The 24,255-nt window shown below is 72.8% G+C and carries 24 protein-coding genes; 5 read left to right on the top strand and 19 right to left on the bottom strand.

What is annotated here, in order from left to right; all coding sequences use genetic code 11:
- The 8 genes from AB0873_RS12705 to AB0873_RS12670 form a co-directional block, all read right to left on the bottom strand.
- Complete coding sequence (locus AB0873_RS12705; RefSeq protein ID WP_155330722.1) at positions 1-831, bottom strand: carbohydrate ABC transporter permease; 831 nt, start codon at positions 829-831, stop codon at positions 1-3.
- Entirely contained in the window at positions 828-1,814 is a 987-nt protein-coding gene (locus AB0873_RS12700) for a sugar ABC transporter permease (RefSeq protein ID WP_366599806.1), read from the bottom strand. Before AB0873_RS12700 ends, AB0873_RS12705 begins: the two co-directional genes overlap by 4 nt.
- Positions 1,811-3,100, bottom strand: coding sequence for a sugar ABC transporter substrate-binding protein (locus tag AB0873_RS12695; protein WP_366599805.1), 1,290 nt, complete (start codon positions 3,098-3,100; stop codon positions 1,811-1,813). The genes AB0873_RS12700 and AB0873_RS12695 overlap by 4 nt, the downstream gene beginning before the upstream one ends.
- 217 nt (positions 3,101-3,317) lie before the next feature.
- A complete protein-coding gene (locus tag AB0873_RS12690) occupies positions 3,318-3,602 on the bottom strand; it encodes a GlsB/YeaQ/YmgE family stress response membrane protein (RefSeq protein WP_366599804.1) in 285 nt (94 codons plus the stop codon).
- Between the two features lie 201 nt (positions 3,603-3,803).
- A complete protein-coding gene (locus AB0873_RS12685; RefSeq protein WP_155330718.1) occupies positions 3,804-4,091 on the bottom strand; it encodes a GlsB/YeaQ/YmgE family stress response membrane protein in 288 nt (95 codons plus the stop codon).
- A gap of 216 nt (positions 4,092-4,307) precedes the next feature.
- Positions 4,308-6,185: a translation elongation factor 4 gene (gene lepA, locus AB0873_RS12680; protein ID WP_366599803.1), complete on the bottom strand. Its 1,878-nt coding sequence runs from the start codon at positions 6,183-6,185 to the stop codon at positions 4,308-4,310.
- A 207-nt stretch (positions 6,186-6,392) separates the two neighbouring features.
- Entirely contained in the window at positions 6,393-6,929 is a 537-nt protein-coding gene (locus AB0873_RS12675; RefSeq protein WP_366599802.1) for a DUF4240 domain-containing protein, read from the bottom strand.
- A complete protein-coding gene (locus tag AB0873_RS12670; protein WP_366599800.1) occupies positions 6,926-7,081 on the bottom strand; it encodes a hypothetical protein in 156 nt (51 codons plus the stop codon). The genes AB0873_RS12675 and AB0873_RS12670 overlap by 4 nt, the downstream gene beginning before the upstream one ends.
- A gap of 60 nt (positions 7,082-7,141) precedes the next feature.
- On the opposite strand from AB0873_RS12670, the gene AB0873_RS12665 reads away from it, so the two are divergent.
- On the top strand, positions 7,142-8,191 hold the full coding sequence (locus tag AB0873_RS12665) for an aminoglycoside phosphotransferase family protein (protein WP_366599998.1): 1,050 nt from the start codon (positions 7,142-7,144) through the stop codon (positions 8,189-8,191).
- Positions 8,192-8,395: 204 nt separating this feature from the next.
- Complete coding sequence (rpsT, locus tag AB0873_RS12660; protein ID WP_366599798.1) at positions 8,396-8,662, top strand: 30S ribosomal protein S20; 267 nt, start codon at positions 8,396-8,398, stop codon at positions 8,660-8,662.
- A 140-nt stretch (positions 8,663-8,802) separates the two neighbouring features.
- Here the strand turns inward: rpsT and AB0873_RS12655 are convergent, their stop codons facing one another.
- The 4 genes from AB0873_RS12655 to AB0873_RS12640 form a co-directional block, all read right to left on the bottom strand.
- The gene (locus AB0873_RS12655) at positions 8,803-9,231 is read right to left on the bottom strand and encodes a hypothetical protein (RefSeq protein WP_366599997.1); all 429 of its coding nucleotides are present in this window, start codon (positions 9,229-9,231) and stop codon (positions 8,803-8,805) included.
- An 8-nt stretch (positions 9,232-9,239) separates the two neighbouring features.
- On the bottom strand, positions 9,240-10,220 hold the full coding sequence (gene holA / locus AB0873_RS12650; protein ID WP_366599797.1) for a DNA polymerase III subunit delta: 981 nt from the start codon (positions 10,218-10,220) through the stop codon (positions 9,240-9,242).
- Between the two features lie 114 nt (positions 10,221-10,334).
- A complete protein-coding gene (locus AB0873_RS12645; protein WP_366599796.1) occupies positions 10,335-12,722 on the bottom strand; it encodes a ComEC/Rec2 family competence protein in 2,388 nt (795 codons plus the stop codon).
- On the bottom strand, positions 12,719-13,672 hold the full coding sequence (locus AB0873_RS12640; RefSeq protein ID WP_366599795.1) for a ComEA family DNA-binding protein: 954 nt from the start codon (positions 13,670-13,672) through the stop codon (positions 12,719-12,721). Before AB0873_RS12640 ends, AB0873_RS12645 begins: the two co-directional genes overlap by 4 nt.
- 417 nt (positions 13,673-14,089) lie before the next feature.
- On the opposite strand from AB0873_RS12640, the gene AB0873_RS12635 reads away from it, so the two are divergent.
- Positions 14,090-15,280, top strand: a complete 1,191-nt coding sequence (locus AB0873_RS12635) for a hypothetical protein (protein WP_366599794.1) — start codon at positions 14,090-14,092, stop codon at positions 15,278-15,280.
- Positions 15,281-15,481: 201 nt separating this feature from the next.
- Here the strand turns inward: AB0873_RS12635 and AB0873_RS12630 are convergent, their stop codons facing one another.
- The 5 genes from AB0873_RS12630 to pepN form a co-directional block, all read right to left on the bottom strand.
- Positions 15,482-16,342, bottom strand: a complete 861-nt coding sequence (locus AB0873_RS12630) for a DegV family protein (RefSeq protein ID WP_366599793.1) — start codon at positions 16,340-16,342, stop codon at positions 15,482-15,484.
- 93 nt (positions 16,343-16,435) lie between these two features.
- Positions 16,436-17,062, bottom strand: a complete 627-nt coding sequence (locus tag AB0873_RS12625) for a histidine phosphatase family protein (RefSeq protein WP_366599792.1) — start codon at positions 17,060-17,062, stop codon at positions 16,436-16,438.
- Positions 17,059-17,460: a ribosome silencing factor gene (rsfS, locus tag AB0873_RS12620; RefSeq protein WP_366599791.1), complete on the bottom strand. Its 402-nt coding sequence runs from the start codon at positions 17,458-17,460 to the stop codon at positions 17,059-17,061. The genes AB0873_RS12625 and rsfS overlap by 4 nt, the downstream gene beginning before the upstream one ends.
- A gap of 111 nt (positions 17,461-17,571) precedes the next feature.
- Positions 17,572-18,168 carry a nicotinate-nucleotide adenylyltransferase gene (gene nadD / locus AB0873_RS12615; RefSeq protein ID WP_155330705.1) on the bottom strand — a complete coding sequence of 199 codons (597 nt, stop codon included), beginning with the start codon at positions 18,166-18,168 and terminating at the stop codon, positions 17,572-17,574.
- Between the two features lie 83 nt (positions 18,169-18,251).
- Positions 18,252-20,768, bottom strand: coding sequence for an aminopeptidase N (gene pepN, locus AB0873_RS12610; protein WP_366599790.1), 2,517 nt, complete (start codon positions 20,766-20,768; stop codon positions 18,252-18,254).
- A 67-nt stretch (positions 20,769-20,835) separates the two neighbouring features.
- On the opposite strand from pepN, the gene AB0873_RS12605 reads away from it, so the two are divergent.
- Together AB0873_RS12605 and AB0873_RS12600 are read left to right on the top strand one after the other, a co-directional pair.
- Positions 20,836-21,054, top strand: a complete 219-nt coding sequence (locus AB0873_RS12605) for a DUF397 domain-containing protein (RefSeq protein WP_155330703.1) — start codon at positions 20,836-20,838, stop codon at positions 21,052-21,054.
- Positions 21,055-21,152: 98 nt separating this feature from the next.
- Positions 21,153-22,400: a cytochrome P450 gene (locus AB0873_RS12600; RefSeq protein ID WP_366599789.1), complete on the top strand. Its 1,248-nt coding sequence runs from the start codon at positions 21,153-21,155 to the stop codon at positions 22,398-22,400.
- 39 nt (positions 22,401-22,439) lie between these two features.
- Here AB0873_RS12600 and AB0873_RS12595 read toward each other — a convergent pair whose 3' ends face one another.
- Positions 22,440-23,609: a zinc-dependent alcohol dehydrogenase gene (locus AB0873_RS12595; RefSeq protein ID WP_155330701.1), complete on the bottom strand. Its 1,170-nt coding sequence runs from the start codon at positions 23,607-23,609 to the stop codon at positions 22,440-22,442.
- Complete coding sequence (locus AB0873_RS12590) at positions 23,606-24,241, bottom strand: cyclase (RefSeq protein ID WP_366599787.1); 636 nt, start codon at positions 24,239-24,241, stop codon at positions 23,606-23,608. The genes AB0873_RS12595 and AB0873_RS12590 overlap by 4 nt, the downstream gene beginning before the upstream one ends.
- Positions 24,242-24,255: the final 14 nt, after the last annotated feature.

Raw genomic sequence — 24,255 nt, 5'->3', positions numbered from 1 at the left:
TCAGCCCTTGACGGCGCCGGCGACCAGGCCGGAGACCATCCGACGCTGCACCAGCAGGAAGAAGACGATCACCGGCAGGGTGAAGATCGTGGAGGCGGCCATCACCGGGCCCCACGCGGTGTCGTCCCGGCCGAAGAAGAACGTCATCGCCACCGGCAGCGTGTAGCGGTCCTGGTCGTTGATGAACGTCAACGCGAAGATCAGCTCGTTCCAGGCGGTGATGAACGAGAAGATGCTGGTGGCCACCAGTCCGGGCGCGACCAACGGAAAGAGGATCCGCCGGAAGGTCTGTGCCCGGCTGGCCCCGTCGATGGCCGCGGCCTCCTCCAGTTCCTTGGGGACCGCGGCGACGAAGCCGCGCAGCATCCACACCGCGAACGGCAGCGAGAAGCCGAGGTACGTGAGGATGAGGCTGGGCAGCGTGTTGTAGAGCCCGAGCCGCTGGACCATCAGGAAGAGCGGGATGACCAGCGCCTCCAGCGGGATCATCTGCACCACGAGCAGCATGATCAGGAAGCTGGTCCGGAGGTTGAACCGGAACCGGGCGACCGCCGTCGCGGCGAGCAAGGCGACCAGGCCGCTGAGCAGCACCGTCGCGCCGGCCACCAGGACGCTGTTGAGGAAGAAGTCGGCGAAGGTCACGCCGGGGATCAGGTTGCCGGTCAGGATCTGCCGGTAGTGCTCCAGCGTGGGCTCGCCGGGGACCGGCCGGGGGGTGCTGGAGAAGATCTCCGAACTCGGCTTCAGGGACGTGACGATCATCCAGTAGACCGGGAACGCCGCGAAGAGCGCCACCAGCAGACCGGCGCCGTTGAGGGCGAGCCGCTTCACGCGTCCTCCTCCTGCTTGAGCACCATGCGGACGTACACGCCGGTCACCACCAGCAGGATCACGGTCAGGATCACCGCGACCGCCGCGCCGAGCCCGTACTTGGGCGGCGGCGAGAAGGCCTCGGCGTACGAGTAGACCGAGAGCATGAAGGTGGAGCGGTCCTGGGTGCCCCCGGCGAGGACGAAGTACTGCGTGAAGACCTTGAAGTCCCAGATCGTGGAGAGCACGACCAGGATCCCGAACACCGGCCGCAGCAGCGGGAAGGTGACCTGCCAGAACACCTTCCACGGGCCGGCCCCGTCGACCCGGGCCGCCTCGTGCAGTTCGCCCGGCACGCTCTTCAGCCCGGCGAGCACGCTGACCGCGATGAACGGGAAGGAGTGCCACACCACCACGAGGGTGAGGATGGCGAAGAAGAGCAGGGGCGAGTTGAACCACCCGTAGCCGGTCCAGTCGCTGTGCCCGAACAGCGCCTGCGACAGGCCGTCGGGCAGCGCGTTGAACAGCCAGGTGACGAGCCCGCTGGTGTCGTCGAAGATCCACTTCCAGACGATCGTGCCGGTCAGCGCCGGAGTGGCCCAGGCCAGCATCACGCAGCTCGCCACGAAGGCGACCATCTGCTTGCCGAGCCGGTTGAGCAGCAGCCCGACCAGGGTGCCGAGGACCATCGTCAGGGCCACGTTCGCGGCGGCGAAGAGCACGGTGTTCCGCAGCACCGTCCAGAAGAACGGGTCACCGAGGATGTCGGTGTAGTTCCCCAGGCCGACCCACGGCCACTCGCGGTCGCCGCGCAGCTGCCGCACGTTGTTCAGACGGAAGAAGGACATCGCCACCACCTGGCCGAGCGGCCAGAGCAGCAGCACCGCGATGATCACCAGGCAGGGCAGGAGCAGCAGGTACGGGAGGCGGTCCACCCGGCGACGCCGCCGCGCGGGGGTCTCCCGCGCGGCGGCCGTCTCCGGCGCCTCGGTCAGCGTGGTCACTTGGCGTTGAGGATGCTTTCCATCTCCGCGGCCGCGTCGGCGGTGGCCTTCTCGACCGTCTTCTGACCCTTCATGACCGAGCTGTTCATCGCCTGGGTCACCGTCTTGGTCCGGCTGACCTCGACCCACTTCGGGGTGAGCGGCGTGAGCTTGGTGTTCTTCATGGCGGTGGCGAACGACGCCATGACCTTGTCGTTCGTGTACTTCTCGCCGCCGACCAGGTCCTGGTAGACGGGGAAGAAGCCCAGGCTCTCGGCGAACGCCTGGTCGTTCTTCTTGCTCAGCAGCACCGTCAGGTAGTCCCAGGCGAGGTCCTGGCGCTCGCTGTCCTTCCAGACGGCGACGTCGGAGCCACCGGCGAAGGCGGGGGCGGGCTGGCCGTCCGGGCCGGGGATCGGGAACGTACCCCAGACCTTCTCGATCTCCGGGTTGTCCTTCTTGATGGCGCCCTGCTGCCAGCTACCGGCGAAGGCCATCGCCGCCTTGCCGGTGGCGAACTGGGTCCGGGCGTCGATCTCGTTCCAGCCGGCGGCGGCCGGCGGGGCCACCTTGTGCACGGTCACCAGGTCGGTCCAGAACTTGACGGCCTTCTGCGCCTCGGGGGTGTTCAGGCCGGACTTCCAGCTGTCGCCCTCCTTGGTGGCGATCTCCGCGCCGGCGCCCCAGAGGAACGAGTAGAAGGGCAGCTCGGAGTTGCCGGGCACGGCGATGCCGTAGGTGCCGGGCTTCTTCGCCTGCACGGCCTTGGCCGCGGCGATCAGGTCGTCCCAGGTCTTCGGCGGCTGCACGCCGGCCTCGGCGAACCAGTCGGTGCGGTAGTAGATGCCGCGCACGCCGGCGTACCACGGCACGCCGTACTGCTTGCCGTCCAGCTGCGCGTTCTTCACCAGGTCGGGGAGGATGTCCTTGCCCTCGGCCCAGCCGCCGAACTTGCCGGTCACGTCGGCGAGCGCCTCCTGGGCGGCCCAGCCCTGGGTCTCGGTGTTGCCCAGCTCGGTGACGTCCGGTCCCTCTCCACCGGCGAGGGCGGCCTGGAACTTCTTCGGCGCCTCCAGCCAGGGAACGTACTGGACCACCACGTCGGTGTTCGGGTGCTTCTGCCGGAACTCGGCCTCGACGCCGTCCAGGAACGTCGTCTGCGCCTCGCTGCCCTCGCCCATCATCCAGACGGTCAGCTTGCTGTTGTCAGCCGCATTGTCGTCGTCGGAGCCACCGCAACCGGTCAGCACCATCGCGGCCGAGGCCACGACGGCGGTGACCGGGGCCAGCCGCTTCCACCTGTTCACGCCACTATCTCCCTCGCGCCGCTTGGCACTAACCTTCTCCGCCGCACCTTAGTACGTAAAAATCCTTTACGACAGTGGCGGCCGGGGCGAAGCGTGGCGACCGTACCGCAGGTGGCCCGCCGGCGGGCGGGACGGGACCGGGTCGAAAGCGGCCGCACCAGGACGAACGGGCGCCCGGCCAGGAGGCCGGGCGCCCGTTGTTCAGGCTGTGCGAGTTTTACCGGTGGGTGATGCCGCGGCGCCGGCCGGCGCCCACGACCAGGGCCACCGCGACGGCGGCCAGCAGGACCTGCAGCAGCAGCTCACGCCAGTCGATGCCGGCGGTGTCGGCGAAGCCGGAGGCCCGGGCGATGATCGTGCCGAGCAGCGCGGCGCCGACACCGATGAGCATGTGCAGCCAGATGGGCATGTTCTGCCGGCCCGGCACGACCAGACGGCCCAGCGCGCCGACGATCAGACCGACGATCAGCGCGGTGATGATGCCCCAGACGGTCAGCTCCACGGTCGTTCTCCTAACGGGAAGTGTGAGTCCGTGTCGGGTGGTGCTTCTGTGGTGACCCCACAGTTCCCGACCCGCCGGAAAACCAAACCGACCTTGCGGGACAGCCTGGGCCGGGAAGTACCAGACCGGGCACCCCGTCGGCCCCGCACACACGACGGGCGCCCGACCTGCCGGTCGGGCGCCCGAGGCGAGATTCAGTTGTCAGTAGCGGCCGACGCTGCGTCGTCGCCCCACCCCGGCCACCAGAGCCACGGCGATGGCGGCCAGCACAACCTGGACCAGCAGCTCGCCCCAGTCGATGCCGGCGGTCTCGGTGGCGATGCCCATGGCCCGCGCCAGCACGGTGCCGAGCAGCGCCGCACCGACACCGATGAGCATGTGCAGCCACATCGGCATGTTCTGCCGGCCCGGCACGACCAGGCGGCCCAGCGCGCCGACGATCAGACCGACGACGAGCGCGGTGATGATGCCCCAAACGGTGAGCTCCACGGTCGCCCTCCTTCACGAATTGTGTCCACCGTGGTGGTGTTCCTGTCGTGCCCCCTCAATGCCCGACCCGTCGGAAGCCCAAACCGACTCACACCACGGCGATCTCCTCGTTCGTCGATGGCCTCCCCTGCGTCGATTCCCGCCTGAACGGCATCGGCGCAGGTGAGGGCGCTGTCGCTCGGGTACGTCGTCGCGCCGGCCGATCGCCGGCGGCGGTCACTTCTTGCCGGGTGCCTTGCCGTCGCCGGAGTCGGAGGAGAGCGCGGCGATGAAGGCCTCCTGGGGGACCTCCACGCGGCCCACCATCTTCATCCGCTTCTTGCCTTCCTTCTGCTTCTCCAGCAGCTTGCGCTTCCGGCTGATGTCACCGCCGTAGCACTTCGCCAGGACGTCCTTGCGGATCGCGCGGATGGTCTCCCGGGCGATCACCCGGCTGCCGATGGCCGCCTGGATCGGCACCTCGAACTGCTGGCGCGGGATGAGGTTCCGCAGCTTCGCCGCGATGCTGGTGCCGTAGTTGTACGCCTTGTCCTTGTGCACGATCGCGCTGAACGCGTCGACCGGCTCACCGTGCAGGAGGATGTCGACCTTCACCAGGTCCGACGACTGCTCGCCGGAGGGCTCGTAGTCCAGCGACGCGTACCCCTTGGTGCGGCTCTTGAGCTGGTCGAAGAAGTCGAAGATGATCTCCGCGAGGGGCAGCGTGTAGCGCAGCTCCACCCGATCGGCGGACAGGTAGTCCATGCCGAGCAGGCTGCCCCGGCGGCCCTGGCACAGCTCCATCACCGCGCCGACGTAGTCGTTCGGAGTCAGCACGGTGGCCCGCACGGTCGGCTCGTACACCTCAGCGATCTTGCCGGTGGGGTACTCGCTGGGGTTGGTCACCACGACCTCCTCCCCGTCCTCCTGGAGGGCCCGGTAGACCACGTTCGGCGCCGTGGAGATCAGGTCGAGGTTGAACTCCCGCTCCAGCCGCTCCCGGATGATCTCCAGGTGCAGCAGGCCGAGGAACCCGCAGCGGAAGCCGAAGCCGAGCGCCCCGGAGGTCTCCGGCTCGTACGTCAACGCGGCGTCGTTGAGCTTCAGCTTGTCCAGCGCGTCACGCAGGTTCGGGTAGTCGGACCCGTCGATCGGGTAGAGGCCGGAGTAGACCATCGGCTTCGGGTCCTTGTAGCCTCCGAGCGGCTCGCTCGCCGGCCGGGAGTTGATGGTGACCGTGTCACCGACCCGGGACTGCCGGACGTCCTTCACACCGGTGATCAGGTAGCCCACCTCACCGACGCCCAGCGCGTCGGCCTTCACCATCTCCGGGGAGATGACACCGATCTCCAGCAGCTCGTGGGTGGCGCCGGTGGACATCATCTTGATCCGGTCCCGGGCGCTGATCCGCCCGTCGATCACCCGGACGTACGTGACCACGCCCCGGTAGACGTCGTACACCGAGTCGAAAATCATCGCCCGCGCGGGCGCCTCGGCGTTCCCGACCGGCGGCTTGAACTGCCGGACGATCTCGTCGAGCAGGTACGGCACGCCCTCGCCGGTCTTGCCGGAGACCTTGATGCAGTCCGCCGGGTCGCCACCGATGAGGTGGGCGAGCTCCTCGGCGTACTTCTCCGGCTGCGCCGCCGGCAGGTCGATCTTGTTGAGGACCGGGATGATGTGCAGGTCGTTCTCGAGCGCCAGGTAGAGGTTCGCGAGGGTCTGCGCCTCGATGCCCTGGGCCGCGTCGACCAGCAGGATCGCGCCCTCACAGGCCGCGAGGGACCGCGACACCTCGTACGTGAAGTCCACGTGCCCCGGCGTGTCGATCATGTTGAGCACGGCGGTCTCGCCGGCCCGGTCGCCCTCGCGGATCGTCCACGGCATCCGGACGGCCTGGCTCTTGATCGTGATGCCGCGCTCGCGCTCGATGTCCATCCGGTCGAGGTACTGCGCACGCATCTGCCGGGGGTCGACCACGCCGGTGAGCTGCAGCATCCGGTCGGCCAGGGTCGACTTCCCGTGGTCGATGTGGGCGATGATGCAGAAGTTCCTGATCCGCCCGGGGTCGGTGGCACCAGGAGCATTCGCGCCGGGATCGAGCGTCGGTGGCACAGCGGTCCGTTCTGGTCGGCTGACGTTGAGCAGGCCGGCGTCGCCGGCCCCCTCTATGCTCCCACGTCGCCCCCGCGTGCCCGCTGCGCGGGCGAACCCCGCTCCGCCAGCGGGGCGCACCGGCCAGCGGCAGCCGGCCGACGGGGTGCGTGCCGGCGGCCGGCGGGCCGCGGTCGGCGCGAAGCGCCGGACGACGGCCGGCCGTCGTCACTCGCCGGGCGGCTCCACGAACAGGGCGGCGAGCTTCGGCAGCCGGCGGCGGGCCTCGTCCTCGTCGTCGAAGTCCCAGAAGTCGTTCAGATCCGGCACCGGGACCGGGTCACGCTCCGCCGGGAGGTCGGTTGCGGTCGCCTTCCGGTACGCCTCCCACGGCACCGTCAGCATCTGCTCGCAGGCGAACTCCTCGCCGGAGAGCGACGCGGCGCGCACCTGGGGCACCTCGGCCAGCGAGTCGGGATCGGCGACCGACCGGGCGAAGACCGCCCGACCCTGGGTCATCAGCCAACCCCGGAAGTGGTGGAAGCCGTCGTCGGAGACGCCGCCGTTGATCAGGTACGCCGCACCCCACAGATCCACCCGGTGCGACGCGGCCAGCACGCGGGCCTGGTGGCGCGCGTACCCGACGATCTCCTCCGGCTCCCGTTGCGCGAGCAGGGCGACCGCCCGGGCGGCGACCGCGTGCGGCTCTCCCCCGCCCCCGGCGCGGGCCTGGTCGATCAGCTGCCAGAAGTCGTCGGTCCTCATGGCCTGGCAGTCTCCCAGACGCCGGTGCCGGCCCCCGCCGGCAGCGGGAACGGCACGGCGAGCCGCGGGTAGCGGCGCCGCAGCTCGGCCGGTTCACCGGCGGCGGTCGCCGACACGCCGAGCAGCGCCCGGAAGTCATCGGACCCAATCACCCGGGCAGTATCCCCGTCGCGTACGACACTGAAGGGGTGACCAGCTCACCGCCGTACCCGATCACCACCCGCCGGCCCGGGTGGTCGGAGCTGCCGGTCGGCCTGCGGGCCGCGCTCGCCGACCGCCTCGGCGCCCCGGTGGTCGCGGCCACCGCCGCCGCCGACGGCTTCACCCGCGGGTACGCCGGGGTGCTCACCGCCGCCGACGGCGGGCGGGTCTTCGTCAAGGCCGCGCCCGGGAATTCGCACCTGGCCGACTGGTACGCGCGGGAGGCCGCGGTCCTCGACCGGCTCCCGCCGGGGATACCGGCGCCCGGCCCGCGCTGGACGCTGCACGAGGCGGGCTGGTTCGCGCTCGGCCTGGGCGTAATCGACGGGCACCCGCCCCGGCAGCCCTGGGAACCGGCGGAGCTGGCGGCGACGCTGGCCACGTACGCCGATGTCGCCGCCCTGCTGGCGGCGCCGCCCGCCGACCTCACGGCGCTCGACCCGCCCCACCTGGCCGACCTGGCCCGCGACGACATCCTCCGCTGGGCTGACGTGGCGGCGGGTCGGGAGCCGCTGCCGGCGCTCCCCGCCCGCCTCCAGCGGCGGCTGCCCGAGCTGGTCGCGCTGGAGTCCCGCCTCCCGGCGTACGCCGCCGAGGCGACCGGGCTGATCCACGGCGACCTGCGCCCCGACAACATCCTGCTCGACGCGGACGGGCGGGCGTGGTTGTGCGACTGGACCTGGCTCTGCCACGGTCCCGCCTGGTTCGACCTGGTGACCCTGCTCCTCGGCGGGTACGCCCCCGGGCCGGAGGCCGGGCCGGCGGCGCTCGCTCCCGCCGGTGCGGCTCCGGTACCCGACGCCGAGGGGCTGGACGCCGCCTTCGCCGAAGGGCTGGACGCCGCCTTCGCCGAAGGGCTGGACGCCGCCTTCGCCGCGCACCCGGCCGCCGCCGGCGCGCCGCTGGACGCGCTGGACGTCACGTTGGCCGCCCTGGCCGGCTACTTCCTCACCACCGCGTCGACGACGCCGCCGACCGCCACCGAGCGGCTGCCGCTCCACCAACGCCGCAGCGGCGACCGGGCGCTCGCCTGGCTCGCCCACCGCCAGGGCTGGACGTGAGCCACCAGAGCCGGGCACCTCGGCGTGACCAGGCCGCCCGGCCAGCGTTGTCGTGGCGCCCGGAGTGCCGACCGGCACGAGTGGCCGGGAGGCGTTTTGGTCCGTCCCCGGGCGACCTGGTAGCCTGGCTCTTCGCGCAGCGATGACGCATGCTCGCGGCGCGTGGAACCAGACCAACCCGAGCTATCAAGACGAGGCTGTCGCGTGGCGAACATCAAGTCCCAGATCAAGCGCAACCGGCAGAACGAGAAGCGCCGGCTGCGTAACAAGTCGGTCAAGTCGTCGCTGAAGACCGCCATTCGCAAGTTCCACGAGGCCGCCGAGGCCGGCGACGTCGACCAGGCCACCGTGCTCATGCAGGAGGCCACCCGCAAGCTGGACAAGGCCGCCAGCAAGGGCGTGATCCACGCCAACCAGGCCGCGAACCGCAAGTCCGCCATCGCCAAGCGCGTGGCGTCCTTCTCCGCCTGACCCGGCGTCTGAAGACCTGACCGGAAGCCCCGGGCGACCTGCCCGGGGCTTCGGCCTGTCCAAGATCTTCGAAGGTCTGCCTCAGGACGGCGTGGTGCGACTGTGTCACGAAGGCCGCGGGTCGAGCCGGTTCCGCTGGGTCAGGGCGCGGTTGGCGGTGTCGGTTCGCGGAGCGAGGGCGGCAGGGGCTTGCCCGGCGTGGACGAGACGACGACGCCGGGCACGCTGTGCCGGATCCAGTCGACGCGGGCGGTGCCGACCGCCGGTTCCATCTGCCGCCGGAAGCGGTCCCGCTCCTGCTCGGGCACGAGCGCCGCGGAGCGGACGACCCGTGCGGCCACCAGGTCGTTGAGCTTCACCATCACCGCGACCGTCGCGGGCAGGACCAGCACGGCCCACCAGGTGACCAGTTCGGCGAGGGCGAGCAGCGCGGCGAGGGCGACGGAGCCCTCGAAGAAGATGAAGCAGAGCACGCCGCCCGGGTTGACGAACCGCAACCCGAGAACGCGGGCGTAGAGCGGCCGGTACCGCTCCTCGTCGGCCGCCACGGTGGCCCACGTCCCGCGCATGGCTCCGGTCACCGGGCGCCGCCCTGCCGTGCGGCCGCGACCGAGAAGACCGCCTTCTCGAGGGCGTACGCCCGGTCGTCGGAGCCGCCCTTCACCGCCGCGTTGCACTCGGCGGCGGCCTGCATGGCGTCGACGAGCCCCTCCGGCGTCCAGCCGCGCGCCTGCCGCTGCGCCCGCTCGATCTTCCACGCCGGCATGCCGAGGGTGCTCGCCAACTGGTACGGGCTGCCCCGCCCGGCGGAGGCGACCCGCGCCACGGTGCGCACGCCGTCGGCGAGGGCGTCCGCGATCGGCACCGGGTCCACGCCGACGTGCAGCGCCCAGCGCAGCGCCTCCAGCGCGGCCGGGACGTCCCCGACCATGGTGGCGTCGGCGACCGTGAAGCCGCTCACCTCGACCCGGCCCCGGTAGTAGCGGGCCACCGTGTCGGAGCTGATCTTCCCGTCGGTGTCGGCCATCAGCTGGGAGCAGGCGGCGGCCAGCTCACGCAGGTCGTTGCCGACGGCGGCGATGAGCGCCTCGGCGGCGTCGTCGGTGCACCGGCCGCCGGCCCGGCGGATCTCGTCCCGCACGAAGGCCACCCGCTCGCGGTGGCCCTTCAGCTTGGTCGCCGGGACGACGGTCGCGCCGGCCGCCTTCAGGCCGTCCGCGAAGGCTTTGCCCTTGGCACCGCCCAGGTGGAGCACGACCAGGTGGACGTCCGGGTCGGGGTTCTTCGCGTACGCGAGCAGCGCGCCCGTCAGGTCCTTGCGCGCGTCCTGGCCGGATCGGAGGACGAGCAGTCGCGGCCCGCCGAAGAGGGACGGGCTGAGCATCTCCGCGATCTCACCGACGGTCAACGTGCCGGCCTGGTACTCGCGGACGTCCACGTCGGGATCCACGCTGCGGGCGCGGGCGATCGTCTCGGTGACCGCGCGCGTGGCGAGCAGCTCCTCGTCGCCGAGGACGAGCACAATGGGAGCGAGGCTGACGGCGGTCACGCCGCCCATATTCGCACGGCCGGCCGCCTGCGCCAGCCTGGTCGTCCGGACTCCGCTCGCGGACCCCGCACTCAGCGCAAATCCAGACATTTATCTCTACTGCCGTCAACTTTGACAATAGGCCTAGGCGGGTCGTTCCTGATCCTGGCCTCGCGTGACCACGGCGAGGCCGGACGGCCGGACCACCACCGCCACGTCACCGTCGACGTCGGTGCGCAGCACCCGGGCGCCGGCCCGCGCGAGGCGGCCCAGCACGGCCGGGTTCGGGTGCCCGTACGTGTTGCCCGCCCCCACCGGTACGAGCGCGACCGCCGGACGGACCGCGTCGAGGAAGGCCGGATCCTGGTACGCCGACCCGTGGTGAGCGACCTTCAACACGTGCGTCCGGAGCCCGCCCGGCGGGGGCCGGTCGAGCAGAGCGCGCTGCTCCTCGGTCTCCGCGTCCCCGGCGAGCAGGATCCGCACCCCGCCGACCGTGGCGAGCAGTACCAGGGAGTTGTTGTTCGGGTCCGAGCGGGTGCCCCGCAGCGGATAGGGCGGTCCCACCACGGTCAGCTCGACACCGCCGGCCCGGTAACGCCAACCGGCCGGGACGGTCACCAGGTCCGCGGGTGCAGCCGCCGCCTCGGCCCGTACCAGGTCCCGCCCGGCAGCCGGTTCGGGCCAGGACGGAATCAGGACCGTGGTGACGCGGCGTCCCCGGAACACGCCCGCGAGGCCGCCGGTGTGGTCGACGTGGAAGTGGCTGACCACCAGCAGCGGCACCTCCCGGACGCCGAGCCCGCGCAGGCACCGGTCTGCTGCGGCGGGATCCGGCCCGGCGTCCACCACGACCGCCCGCCCCGGACCGACCGGCAGCACCACCGTGTCGCCCTGCCCCACCGCGCACGCGGCGACCACCCAACCTGCCGGCGGCCACCCGGACGCCACCAGGCGCACCGGCAGGGCGCCGAGCACGGCGGCGACGGCAACCACGGCCACCAGCCGGCGGGCCACCGGGCGCCGGGCCGCCACCAGCAGCCCCAGGGTCAGCCCGGACAGCAGCAGGGCCCCGGCCGCACCGTCCGGCCACGGCAGCGTTCCCGCCGGCACGCGGGCCCCGTGGTGCGCGACGGTGACCAGCCACCACGCCGGCCAACTCGCCAGCCACGCGAGAAACCCGGCCCCGGCCGGCCAGAGCGGTGAGAGCGCCGCCGCCACCACGCCGAGCACCGTGGCGGGTGCGATGGCGGGCACCGCGAGCAGGTTCGCCGGAACGGCCACCAGGCTGACCGTGCCGGAGATCCCCGCTACGACCGGCGCGCAGGCGAGCTGCGCGGCGGCGGGTACCGCCACCGCCTCGGCGACGCCGGCCGGCACCCGGCGGCGGCGTAGCGCGTCCCGCCATCGCGGGGCGAGCAGCAGCAGCCCGCCGGTGGCCAGCACGGAGAGGGCGAAGCCGGCGTCACCGGCCAGCTCCGGGTCGACGAGCACCAGTACGGTCACCGCCGCGGCCAGCGCGGGCAGCGCCGCCCGCGGCCGGCCGACCGCCAACGCGGCGAGCCCGATCGCGCCCATCGTGGCCGCCCGGACCACGCTCGGCGACGGGCGGACCAGGATCACGAAACCGACCAGCGCGACCGCGCAGAGACCGGCGGCGAGCCAGGGACCCGCCCGCCCCCAACGGGCGAGCAGCAGCACCGCGCCCACGATGATCGCCACGTTGGACCCCGAGACCGCCGTGAGGTGCGTCATCCCGGTGGCGAGGAAGTCCTCCTCCACGGTGGACGGCAACCGGCTGGTGTCACCCACCACCAGCCCGGGCAGCAGGCCGCCCTGCTCGTCCGGCAGCGGGTCGCAGGCGTCCTGGAGTCCGGCGCGAAGCGCACCGGCGGCCCGCTGGGACGTCGGCGGCGCTCCATGCTCGGCCGGAGGTCGCGTGGAGCGCAGTACAGCGGCGGTCAGGTCGCCGCCGCGCGGAGGAGCCAGTCGGCCCTCGGCGGTCAGCCGCTGCCCGGGCAGCAGTCCCCGCCAGGCCGGATCGGTGGCGAGGACGAGAACCCGCACCCGCGCCTCGACGCTACCGCCGTCCGGCCCGACGAAGCGGGTCGACTCCACCGGGACCAGGAACATGGCGGGTCGTCCGGGGACGCCGCGTACCGCGCGGGGATCGTCCCGGACGACCAGGTCGGCGGTGACGGTGGCACCGGACTCCACCAGGGCGCGGACCGGTGCCGCGTCCCGCACGGCAACCCGCGCGGCGGTGGCGCTCGCCCCGCACACCACGCCGAGCAGCACGGCGACGGCGATCCAACCGTGCCGGCGCACGGGCGCGGCCGGCCGGCCAAGGCGGCCGAGCAGGTGCAGCGCGCCGGCACCGGCCGCCACGGCGGCGACCAGCGCGACGAGGACCGCCGTCCGGGCGCCGAGCTGCAACCCGGCCAGCGCCGACAGCCACGCGGTGACCGCCAGACCGGCGAGCCGCAGATCCGGTACGTCCTGGGTGCCCGGCGGTTCACGGTGGCCGGTCACACCGTCACCAGGTCCTTGAGCTGCTCGTACCGTGCGTCGCCGATGCCGTCGACCTGGCGCAGGTCGCTGACCGACCGGAAGCCGCCCTGCTGGTCCCGGTGGCTGAGGATGCGCTGCGCGAGCACCGGCCCGACCCCGGGCAGCGCGTCGAGCTGCGCCAGCGTCGCGGTGTTCAGGTTCACCTTGCCGCCCGCTCCCGGCACGGCGCCCGCGGCCGGCCCGGCCGGAGCCACGCCGGGTGGTGCGGCGACCCCGACGAGGATGAGCTCCCCGTCGGCGACCTTGCGGGCCAGGTTCAGCAGGGCCACGTCCACGCCCGGCAGCGCTCCCCCGGCCGCCTGCACGGCGTCGGCGACCCGGGCACCGGCCGGTACGCGCACCAGCCCCGGCCGGCGAACCTTTCCGGCGACCGCCACCACCAGCTCGCCCCCGGGCGTCGCCGACGGCTCGGACCCGGCGAGGGCGGACGGCCCGACCGAATCCGCCACTGGTGCGACCGGCTCAGCCTGCGGACGCGAGCGCCACGCCCAGAACGCGGCGCCGAGTACCACCAGGACAGCGACGACGGCCAGCACTCGTACGCCGCGCCGCCCCGGATCGAACGCCCCCGGCCCAGGTAACCGCGAAGGGCCGTCACCGTCGTCCTGCCCGGCCGGAATCGCCGCGTTCCGTGGGTGACCCGAATCCATCGGTGTGAGGGGTTCGGCGTCGGACGGCGGGCGCGGGTTGACGGTGATCGACAGGACGTCGTCCACCTGCCCGGGCGATGGTGGGGGCCGGCCGGTACGCACGCCGGCCAGGTCGCCTCCACCGGGCGGCACGCCGGTCGGGAGAGGACGACCCTCGACCGCGCCCCGCCGGGTACCGGCCGAAACCGGCGCCGCCACATCCACCGCCGGCAGCACCCGGTGCAGTCGCTCCCGCACCACCGCCTCCTCGTCGTACGACACGGGGGTGAGGCTAGGCCGCTACCGCGCGGGTCGGCGGTCTCCGACCTCAGGATCTGTGGACGAACGGGCCACTGTGGACGACGCCCCGATCATGCCCCACATCTGGTATGGCGGGCGCTCATCCGATCCGTTGCGCAGCTGATCACGGACGTCGACCGCTGGTGACAGAAGCCACGCCCCCGCCCACCCACAGCCCAGGCAACCATCCATCGTCATATTCGCCCATAAGGTGCTATTTTGGACACCGTGGTGAAGGTGGATGTGGTGGTGACGGGGCGCCGGCGCGTTCGAACGCGGGGCGGCCGATGGCGCGCTCGTCTGCTGCGCACCGCCGGTACAGTAGCCATGGCCGCCGCATGCGTCGTGGCGCCGGCGGGTCCGGCGCAGGCTCAGACCGAGTGCACGGCAACCCTGTGCGTGCTGGAACCGACCGGCCCGGAAGCGCTGCGGGTGGACCCCGGGTCCATTCAGGTCACCGGCTCGATCCTGGTCAACTCCACCAACACGACAGCGGCGCGGGTCTACAGCGGTGGGTCGGTGACCGCTACCGGAACAATCGGCGGCCCCCGCGCCCCTGCCGGGTTCGTCGGCTCCTTCAATCCGACCCCGACAAACCGGCCCGCCGGGACCGACCCGTACTCCGCCCTGATCCTGTGTCCGGCCTCTCCCGCCTGCCCGGCCACTCCGCCGACCCCGTACCCGAGCGTGATCCGCTCCGGCGGCACCGCGACCGCCAACCCCGGCGTCTACCGCTCCATCGAGGTCAGCAGTGGTGGCCGGTTGACCCTCAACCCGGGCACCTACGTGGTGACGGAACGACTCCTCGTCACCGGATCGGGTAGCCGGTTGACCGGCACCGGTGTGACGATCTACCTGGCCTGTTCGACCTACCCGACGCCGTGTTCGGCGAACGCGTCCGGCGCGTTCTACGCCAACGAAGCCGGCGCCACCGTCACCATCAGCGCCCCCACCACCGGCGCATACTCGTGCCTGTCGCTGATCTCCGACCGCAACAACGCCGGTCAGGTCAGAATCACCGGCGCGGGCGCGGCCACCACCGCCGGTGGCGTCTACCTGCGGTCGGCGAAGCTGCTGGTCGACACCGGCTCGGCCAACCTCACCAGGGCCGTGGTCGACACCGTCGAAACCAAGAACAGCGGCGCCCTGCTGAGAATCATTCCGACCGGTTCTCTGTCGGTCACCGTGCCCGGCACCCGGGACTACGGCAGCACGCCACCCGGTCAGACGATCAGCGGCCTGCTCGGGACCGTGACCGTCACCGACCAGCGATGCCAGACTCCGTCCTCCTGGACGGCGACCGTGACAGCGACCAACTTGTCCACCGGCGGCGCCACGGGAACCATCTCCCGGAGCAACGTGGCCTACTGGTCCGGGCAGGCTGTCACGACCACCGGCACCGGCACGTTCACCCCCGGACAACCCACCTCCGCGCAGGCACAGTCACTGGGCAGTCCACGCACGGCGTTCACCGTGACCGGTGGCGACCGCAACACCACCGCGACCTGGAACCCCACGCTGCGAATCACCGTCCCGCCCGGTGCCGTCGCCGGCCGGTACACCGGCACGATCACCCACTCGGTGGCGTGAAGAACCAGGTACCTCGTGGCGCGCCCTGCCCTACCGCCCGCGATGTCGTCGACGACCGCTGACCAGCACCTTCGCCGGCCGGGCCGGGCACACTGACGGGGCATCCCGTCGGCCGGCCCGCGTCGGAACCGCCCAACGGCCCGGCCCGCGTCGGAACCGCCCGACGGCCCGGCCCGCGGCGGTGCGGCCCGACGGGCCGCATCAGCGGAGGGGCCCCGGGCGGCGGTGCACGACGACGCAGGCCAGGCCCGGTCCGGCGTGCGCGGCGACCACCGCGCCGGCCTCGGAGACGTACGTGTCGTGCAGGCGGTCGCCCAGCCGGGCGGCCAGCGCCTCCCGGAGCGCCTCGGCGCGCTGCGGGGCGGCCAGGTGGTGCAGGGCGAGATCCACGTCCGCGTCGCCGGCCGCCTCGACGGCCAGGTCGACCAGGCGCGCGACGCCCCGGCTGGCGGTGCGCACCCTGTCCTTCAGGACGATCGCGCCGTCCGGCATGTGCATGATCGGCTTCACCGAGAGGGCGGTGCCGAGCAGTGCCGAGGCCGCGTTGATCCGGCCGCCCCGGCGCAGGAACTCCAGCGTGTCGACGTAGAAGAAGACCGTGGTCCGGGCGATGGCGTCGTGCGCGGCGTCGCGTACGCCGGACAGGTCGGCACCGCTCGCGGCGGCCGTGGCGGCGGCGACCGCCGGGAAGCCGGTACCCATTCCGCAGGAGCGGCTGTCCACCACGGCCACCCGATCGCCGATGTCGGCGGCGGCCAGCCGGGCGGCCTCGACCGTGCCGGACAGCTCCGCCGACAGGTGGACCGACACGATCCCCTCGGCGCCGTCGTCGAGAAGCCGGCGGTACGTCGCCGCGAACTGCTCCGGAGCCGGCCGGGAGGTGCTGACCGACACCCGCCGGCCGCTGAGCGCGCGGGTGGCGTCGGCCGGGAAGGTCTCGACCCCCTCCAGCCCCTCCACACCGTTCAGCACGACGGTCAGCGGCACCACCGTCGGCCGGTGGGCGGCCAGCAGCTCGGGGGGAAGGTAGGCGGTGGAGTCGGTGACGACCGCGACGGGCATGCCGGAACGCTAGCCGATCTCGGCGGGGATCGCCGAGGCCGTACCATCGCCAGCCCGGACGGCAACGACGACCGCCGGCGCGGCCGGCCGGGGTCAGACCGGGTCGGTGACCGGCGCGGAGATGAACCCGACGTTGTGTGCCCGCAGATGCCAGCCCCGGGCGCCGTCGTGGCGCAGCTCCGTCCAGTGGCAGTTCTGCAGGGAGCCGACCGCTCGCAGGACGTTGTGGTCCCAGCCGAGCAGCTGGCCCACGCCCTGCCGGGCGCCGCCCCCGTGCGTGGTGACCACGACGGTGCCGCCGGGCACCGCGTCGGCGGCGTCCTGGAACGCGGCGCCGAGCCGCTTGCCGAGGTCGTCGAGGGTTTCGATGCCGGCGCCCGGGTCCGGGTCACCGGCCCGCCAGCGGGCGTACTCGTCGGGGTAGCGCTCGGCGGCGTCGGTGAGGGCGAGGCCCTGCCAGAGCCCGAAGTGCCGTTCGCGCAGCCGCGCGTCGGTCCGGACCGGCAGCCCGGTCAGCGCCGCCAGCGCGGCGGCGGTGTCCGCGGCGCGGCTCAGGTCGCTCGCGACGATAACGTCCGGACGCAGCGCGGCGAGCAGCGGCGCGGTGCTGCGGGCCTGTTCCCGCCCGACGTCGTTCAGCGGGACGTCGGTCTGCCCTTGCACGCGGCCGGTGGCGTTCCAGTCGGTGTTGCCGTGCCGCCAGACGATCAGCCGGGTCATTCGGCGGCGGCGCCGGACTCGGCGGCGGCGAGGTCCCGGTCCACGAACGGGATCTGCGGGCAGTCCTTCCAGAGCCGGTCGAGGGCGTAGAACTCGCGCTCCTCGGTGTGCTGGACGTGCACGACGACGTCGACGTAGTCGAGCAGCACCCAGCGGCCGCCGCGCTCCCCCTCGCGCCGGACCGGCTTGGCCTTCTCCGGCAGTTCGAGCAGCCGCTCCTCGATCGCGTCGACGATGGCGAGCACCTGGCGCTCGTTGGGGGCGGCGGCGAGCAGGAACGCGTCGGTGATGGCGAGCTGGTCACCAACATCGATGATGACGATGTCCTGTGCCTTCTTGTCGGCGGCGGCCTGCGCGGCGGCCGTCGCCAGCTCGTGAGCGCGTTCGGAAACTGTCACCGTTCTCCTTCGATCATCCGTGCGACCCCTCCAAGCCTCTCACACACCGGCGCGTTCCGACCGGTCAGTTACCGTGCGTCGAGGGTACGAACAACCGCATAGCGGGACAGATCACGCCCGATAGAGCCGGCGCTTGGCGATGTACTGCACCACACCGTCGGGGACCAGGTACCACACCGGCTCGCCCCGGGCGACGCGCTCGCGGCAGTCGGTCGACGAGATGGCCATCGCCGGCACCTGCACCAGGCTCACCGTGTCGGCGGGCAGGTGGGCGTCGGACAGGACGAAGCCGGGCCGGGTGACACCGACGAAGTGGGCCAGCTCGAAGATCTCGTCCAGGTCCTTCCAGGAGAGGATCTTCGACAGGGCGTCCGCGCCGGTGATGAAGAAGAGCTGGGCCTTCGGGCCGTACTCGGCGTGCAGGTCGCGAAGCGTGTCGACGGTGTAGGTGGGGCCGCCCCGGTCGATGTCGACCCGGCTGACCTGGAAGCGGGGGTTGGAGGCGGTGGCGATCACCGTCATCAGGTACCGGTCCTCGGCGGGGCTGACCGGCTCGTCGGCCTTCTGCCACGGCTGGCCGGTGGGGACGAAGATGACCTCGTCCAGCCCGAAGCGGTCGGCCACCTCGCTGGCCGCGACCAGGTGCCCGTGGTGGATCGGATCGAAGGTGCCGCCCATGATCCCGATCCGCCGGATGTCTTCCTCCACCCCGCGATCCTAGGCCGGGCCCCCGCCCGGCCGTCCCCGGCCCGTCCGGCCGGCACGGGCGGACCCGCGCCGGCCGGAACCGGTCAGGCCGCGGCGGCGGCGACGGCCGTGCGGGCGACCAGGGCGCGTCGCAGGTCGTCGTCCGCGTCGACGACGCGGCGGCGCAGACCGGGCGTGAGGTCGTCGCGGGCGAGCAGCGCCGCGACCGCCTCCCGGGTGGTCTGCGCGACGGCGTAGCGCGGGAACGCCAGGGCCGCGATCCGGTCGGCCACCCAGGGCGTACGGCGCTGCGCGGCGGCCGGCATGTCGGCGAAGTAGCGCGTCACGTACGGGCTGGTCAGCTCGGCCTGCTCCGGCTGCCAGAAGCCCTCGGCCGTGGCCTCGACCAGCCGGTTGGACAGCTCCGTGCCGGCGACGACGATCTCCCAGGCGGCCTGCTTGGCGGCCGGGTCGGGCAGCGCGGCCCGGCAGCGGGCGGCCCGCTCGGCGCCGGCCGCGCTCCGGTCGGCCGCCGCCTCGGCGGTGATCTCCGCCGGGCCCGCCGCCCCGAGCACCACCAGCCGGCCCAGCACCGCCCAGCGCAGCTCGGCGTCGACGGCGAGCCCCGGCGGCACGTCCCGGCCGGCCAGCCAGCCGGTCAGCAGGTCGGCGTCGGTGGTCGCGGCGATCCAGCCCCGGGCCGCCGCGAGCTGCAACGACCCGCCCGCGGGAGCGGTGTCCAACAGGTGGCGGCAGGCCCCGGAGACGCGGACCAGGGCGGCCTCCCGGGCGAGCGGATCGAGATAGCGGTCGACCAGCGAACGGCTCAGCGTGAGCACGTCCTCGGCGATCACCACCTCGGTCTCCGCCGGCAGCGCGGCGGTGATCAGCCCCACCAGGGCGGCGACGGGTCGCTCCCCGTCGGCCGCGGCGTCCAGCGCCTCGCCCCAGAGCAGCGCCCGCGCGAGCGGGTCCGGCAGGCCGGGCAGCACCAGGGGCACGGCGTCCGCCGAGGCCGGGTCGAGGCGGATCTTGGCGAACGTCAGGTCACCGGCGTTGGGCAGCAGCAGCCGGGCGGCCGGGGTTCCGGCCAGGTCGGCGAGCACCGTACGGCCGCCGTCGGCGGCTGGATCCAGGTCGACCTCGGTGTGCGCGACGGAGCCGTCGGCCGCGTACCGGGCGACGCCGATCCGGTGCGGGCGCAGCACGGGGTGGGACTCGGGGGCGGTTTGCACCACCGCCACCTCGGCGTAGCGACCGTCGGCGTCGACGGCGACATCGGCGCGCAGCGTGTTGACCTGCGCCGTGCGCAGCCACCGGTCGGCCCAGCCGGTCAGGTCGCGCCCGCTCGCCGTGGACAGGCTGCCCAGCAGGTCGGCGAGGGTGGCGTTGCCGAACCGGTGCTTCGCGAAGTGGGCGTTGAGGCCGGCCAGGAAGGCGTCGTCGCCGAGCCACGCCACGAGCTGCCGCAGGACGCTGGCGCCCTTCGCGTACGAGATGCCGTCGAAGTTGAGCAGGCCCTCGGCGGCGTCGCGCACCTCCTGCGGCGCGACCGGGTGGGTGGACGGGCGCTGGTCGGCCGCGTACCCCCAGGCCTTGCGCTTCATGGCGAACGTCGTCCACGCGTTGTCGAAGCGGGTCGCCTCGGCGGTCACCCGGGTGCCCAGGTACTCGGCGAACGACTCGTTCAGCCACAGGTCGTCCCACCAGCGCATGGTCACCAGGTCGCCGAACCACATGTGCGCCATCTCGTGCGCGATGGTGGTGGCCCGCAGCTCGCGCTGGCTGTCGGTGACGGCCGATCGGAAGACGTAGTCGTCGCGGATGGTCACCAGGCCCGGGTTCTCCATGGCGCCGGCGTTGAACTCCGGCACGAACGCCTGGTCGTACTTGCCGAACGGGTACCGCTCGGCGAAGAGCTGGTGGAACCGGTCCAGGCACTGCTTGGTGACGGTGAAGATCTCGTCGATGTCGGCGTCCAGGTGGGCGGCGAGCGAGCGACGGCAGAAGACACCGAGCGGGACGCCGTCGTGCTCGTCCCGCCGGACGTGCCAGGGCCCGGCGATCAGCGAGACGAAGTACGTGGCCAGTGGCGCGGTCGGGGCGAACTCCCACCGGCCGGGGCGCGGGGTGGCGGCCGGCTCGCCGTTGGCGGCGACCGTCCAGTGCTCCGGGGCGGTGACCGTGAGGGTGACCGGGGCCTTCAGGTCGGGCTGGTCGAACGCGGCGAAGATGCGCTGCACGTCGTCGAGGAAGGACATCGCGTACAGGTACGTCTCGCCGTCGGCCGGGTCGACGAACCGGTGCATGCCCTCACCGGTGTTCGAGTACGCCATGTCGGCCTCGACCGTGAGCGTGTTGTGCGCGGCGAGACCGGACAGCGGCAGCCGGTTGTCGTCCAGTGCGGCCGGATCGAGGTCGGTGCCGTTGAGGCGGGCCGACCGCAGGGTCGCGGGCTTGCACTCGACGAACGTGCCGGCGCCGGGGGTCGCCCGGAACCGGATGGTGACGTGCGAGCGGAACAGCTCGCCGCCGCCGGTCAGGTCGAGGTCCACCTGGTAGGACTCGACGGTAATCACCGCGGCGCGCGCGGTCGCCTCTACACGGGTCAGGCTCGGCATCCGCTTATCCTGCCCGATGGGGATTCCGACCCGCGCCCCCCGACCTGCGGTACTGGAGGACTGGACCATGACGACGCACCCCAAGGGCGACTTCGACCTCTCCCGGGCGGTCTGGCAGCGGGCCGAGGGTGACACCTCCGACGCCGCCGTCGAGGTCGCGTTCGTCGACGACCTGATCGGCATGCGCAACTCGGCCGACCCGGACGGGCCGGTGCTGGTGTTCACCCAGGCCGAGTGGGACGCCTTCGTCGCCGGCGCCCAGGACGGCGAGTTCGACCTCGACTAGCGCCTGCGCCGGAGCCCTCGGTCGACGGTGTGGGGGTGGATTCAGCGGCGTTGGCCCGGGTAGAAGCGGTCGGCGGACGAGCTGCGTCAGGAGGAGCGATGGCGACGATGCCGGTGGACCGCAGCCCGGACAGCACGTTGTCGTTCCTGCGCTCCGGCTACCGGTTCATCAGCGACCGGTGCGACCGCTACGGCACGGACATCTTCACCACCCGGCTCCTGCTGGTGACCACCACCTGCCTGCGTGGCCGGCCGGCCGCCGAGCTGTTCTACGACACCGAGCGCTTCGTCCGGGCGAAGGCCATGCCGCTGCGGGCCCAGCGCACGCTCACCGGCGTCGGCGGGGTGCAGGGCCTCGACGGCGCGCCGCACGCCGACCGCAAGGCGATGTTCATGTCGATCATGACCCCGAGCGGGATCAGCCGGCTCGGCCAGCTCTTCGACGACGAGTGGCGGGCCCGGATCCCGGTCTGGGAGCGCTCCGGGCCGGTGGTGCTCTACCAGGAGGTGGCCCGGATCCTCACCCGGGCGGTCTGCGCCTGGGCGGGCGTGCCGCTGGCGGAGTCGCAGGTGAACCGGCGTACCGCCGAGCTGCACGCGATGATCGAGAGCCCGGCGGCGATCGGCCCGAACCACTGGCGGGGCCTGCTCGCCCGGGGCCGCGGCGAGCGCTGGGCCGGCGACCTGGTCGAGCGGGTACGCGCCGGCACGCTGCCCGCGCCGGAGGGCAGCGCGCTGCGGGCCGTCGCCGAGCACCGGGATGTGGAGGGCCGTCTCCTCCCCCGCCGGATCGCCGCGGTGGAGCTGCTGAACGTGCTGCGCCCCACCGTCGCGGTGGACCGCTTCGTCGTCTTCGCGGCCCTGGCACTGCACGACCACCCGGCCTGGCGTGAGCAGGTCGGCGAGAGCGACGAGACCACCGAGAGCTTCGTGCAGGAGGTACGGCGGTACTACCCGTTCTTCCCGGTCACCGCCGCCCGGGTACGGCGCTCCTTCGACTGGCAGGGCTACCACTTCCCCGAGGGCCGCCGGGTGCTGCTCGACCTGTACGGCACCAACCACGACCCGGCGCTCTGGCCCTCCCCGGAGGAGTTCCGCGCGGATCGGTTCATCGGTTGGCGCGGCGACCCGTTCAGCTTCATCCCGCAGGGCGGCGGTGAGCACCGCACCGGGCACCGGTGCCCGGGCGAGTGGATCACCATCGAGCTGATGAAGCGCGCGGTGACCAACCTGACCAGCGCCATGGCGTACGACGTACCGCCGCAGGACCTGGCCCTGGACCTCGGCCGGATGCCGACGCTGCCGGCGAGCGGCTTCGTCGTCACCGGCGTCCGCCGCACCGCCTGACCCGCCCCGCGCCCCGGTCGGGGCGCGGGGCGCGGGCCGTCAGGGATGCAGGACGGTACGGAGGCAGCCCTCCTCCTTCTTCTCGAAGATCTCGTAGCCGCGCGCGCCCTCGGTCAGCGGCATCGGGTGGGTGGCCAGGTAGCCGGGGTCGATCTCGCCGGCCGCGACCCGGTCCAGCAGCATGGGGATGTAACGCTGGGCGTGCATCTGGCCCATCCGCAGCACGAGGGCCTTGTTCATGGCCGCGCCCAGCGGGAACTTGTCGATGAACCCGGTGTAGACGCCGACGATGCTGACCGTGCCGCCCTTACGGCACGCCATGATCGCCTGCCGCACGGAGGTGGGCCGGTCGGACTGCATCCGGGCGGTCTGCTTCGCCTTGTCGTACGCGTACGCCGGACCGACGTCGTGCGACTCCATGCCGACGGCCTCGACGCACGCGTCCGGGCCCCGGCCCGCCGTCATCTCCCGAAGCGCCTCCAGGACGTCGGTCTCCGCGTAGTTGACCGTCTCCACTCCGAGCCGGTCGGCGGCGGTGGCCAGCCGTTCCGGCAGCCGGTCGACCATGATCACCCGTTCGGCGCCGAGCAGCTGCGCCGCGCGCGCCGCCATCTGGCCGACCCCGCCGGCACCCCAGACCGCGACCACCTCGCCGCCGGTCAGGCCGCAGAAGTCGGCGGCCATCCAGCCGGTCGGCATCGCGTCGGAGGCGAACACCACCGAGTCGTCGGGCACCCCGTCGGGCACCTTGAACGCCCCGACGTCGCCGAACGGCACCCGCACGTACTCGGCGTGGCTGCCGGAGTAGCCGCCGGCGGCGTGCGAGTAGCCGAGGATGCCGGCGGGCGAGTGCCCCCACATCTTCTCGGCGAAGACCGGCTGCGGGTTGGAGTTGTCGCAGAGCGAGTACTGCTCGGTGCGGCAGTACCAGCAGCCGCCGCACGCCACCACCGAGCCGACGACGACCCGGTCGCCGACGGTCAGCCGGCGCACGCCCGGCCCGGTCTCCACGACCTCGCCCATGAACTCGTGGCCGAGGATGTCGCCCTCCCGCATCGCCGGCACGAACCCGTTGATGAGGTGCAGGTCGGAGCCGCAGACGCTGCTCGCCCGGACCCGCACGATGACGTCGCCCTCCGCGCGGATGTGCGGTTCCGGTACGTCGCGTACGGCGAGCTTGCCGACGCCCTCCCAGCACAGCGCCTTCACGCCCGTCCTCCCGCCGTGAGCTTCTCCCGGACCTTGTCGGTGGCCTTCTCCTGTTCCGGGCTGCGCCCGGACGGGTCGCACCGGGTGTCGATCACCTGGCCGCACTCGACGAGCGACTTGACCCGGCGCAGGGTGTCGCGCAGCGCCAGGTCCGGCTCGTGGCTGGTGGCCAGGCCGATCGCCCGGCGCAGCGGACCGGACCGGTACCGCAGCTCAGCGCGGATCTCGGTGCCCCGCCCCTGCGGTGCGGGCACCAGCTCGACCGTGCCCTCCTGTTCCGGCCCGTCGGTCACCCGCCAGCGCAGCCGGCCCCGCCCCTCGACCGTGATCTCGGCCTGCCACTGCGTGCCCACCCCGCCGGGTTCGGTCGCCACCGCGCGCCACCGGTTGTCGTCGAACTGCTCCAGGGTCGCCCACTCGGCCAGCGCGCGGTCCATCCGCCCCCGGTCGGTCCAGAATCCGATCACCGCCTCCACCGGCCGGTCGACGGTCACCCCGCGCCGCACCACGTACCAGCCGTTCCGCCGCTCGGGCTGGTGCCGGTGCCGCCGCCGGGCGACCGCGCGACCGACGCCGACCGCCGTCACCGTGGTGGCGCCGAGCAGCGCCCACCTCGTTCCGTTGCTGGTCATCACGTCTCCTCCAC

Source organism: Micromonospora sp. NPDC047707 (assembly GCF_040704235.1).
In the GTDB taxonomy this organism is placed as follows: Bacteria; Actinomycetota; Actinomycetes; order Mycobacteriales; family Micromonosporaceae; genus Micromonospora.
Note: the sequence above shows the minus strand (reverse complement) of the source record. Positions and strands in the feature narration are given on the sequence as shown.

Excerpts from the sequence above, each read along its gene's own strand:
- AB0873_RS12675 (WP_366599802.1), bottom strand. The coding sequence starts at position 6,929 with ATGAGGACCGACGACTTCTGGCAGCTGATCGACCAGGCCCGCGCCGGG.
- AB0873_RS12655 (WP_366599997.1), bottom strand. The coding sequence starts at position 9,231 with ATGCGCGGGACGTGGGCCACCGTGGCGGCCGACGAGGAGCGGTACCGG.
- holA (WP_366599797.1), bottom strand. The coding sequence starts at position 10,220 with ATGGGCGGCGTGACCGCCGTCAGCCTCGCTCCCATTGTGCTCGTCCTC.
- AB0873_RS12630 (WP_366599793.1), bottom strand. The coding sequence starts at position 16,342 with ATGCCCGTCGCGGTCGTCACCGACTCCACCGCCTACCTTCCCCCCGAG.
- AB0873_RS12625 (WP_366599792.1), bottom strand. The coding sequence starts at position 17,062 with ATGACCCGGCTGATCGTCTGGCGGCACGGCAACACCGACTGGAACGCC.
- pepN (WP_366599790.1), bottom strand. The coding sequence starts at position 20,768 with ATGCCGAGCCTGACCCGTGTAGAGGCGACCGCGCGCGCCGCGGTGATT.
- AB0873_RS12605 (WP_155330703.1), top strand. The coding sequence starts at position 20,836 with ATGACGACGCACCCCAAGGGCGACTTCGACCTCTCCCGGGCGGTCTGG.
- AB0873_RS12600 (WP_366599789.1), top strand. The coding sequence starts at position 21,153 with ATGGCGACGATGCCGGTGGACCGCAGCCCGGACAGCACGTTGTCGTTC.
- AB0873_RS12590 (WP_366599787.1), bottom strand. The coding sequence starts at position 24,241 with ATGACCAGCAACGGAACGAGGTGGGCGCTGCTCGGCGCCACCACGGTG.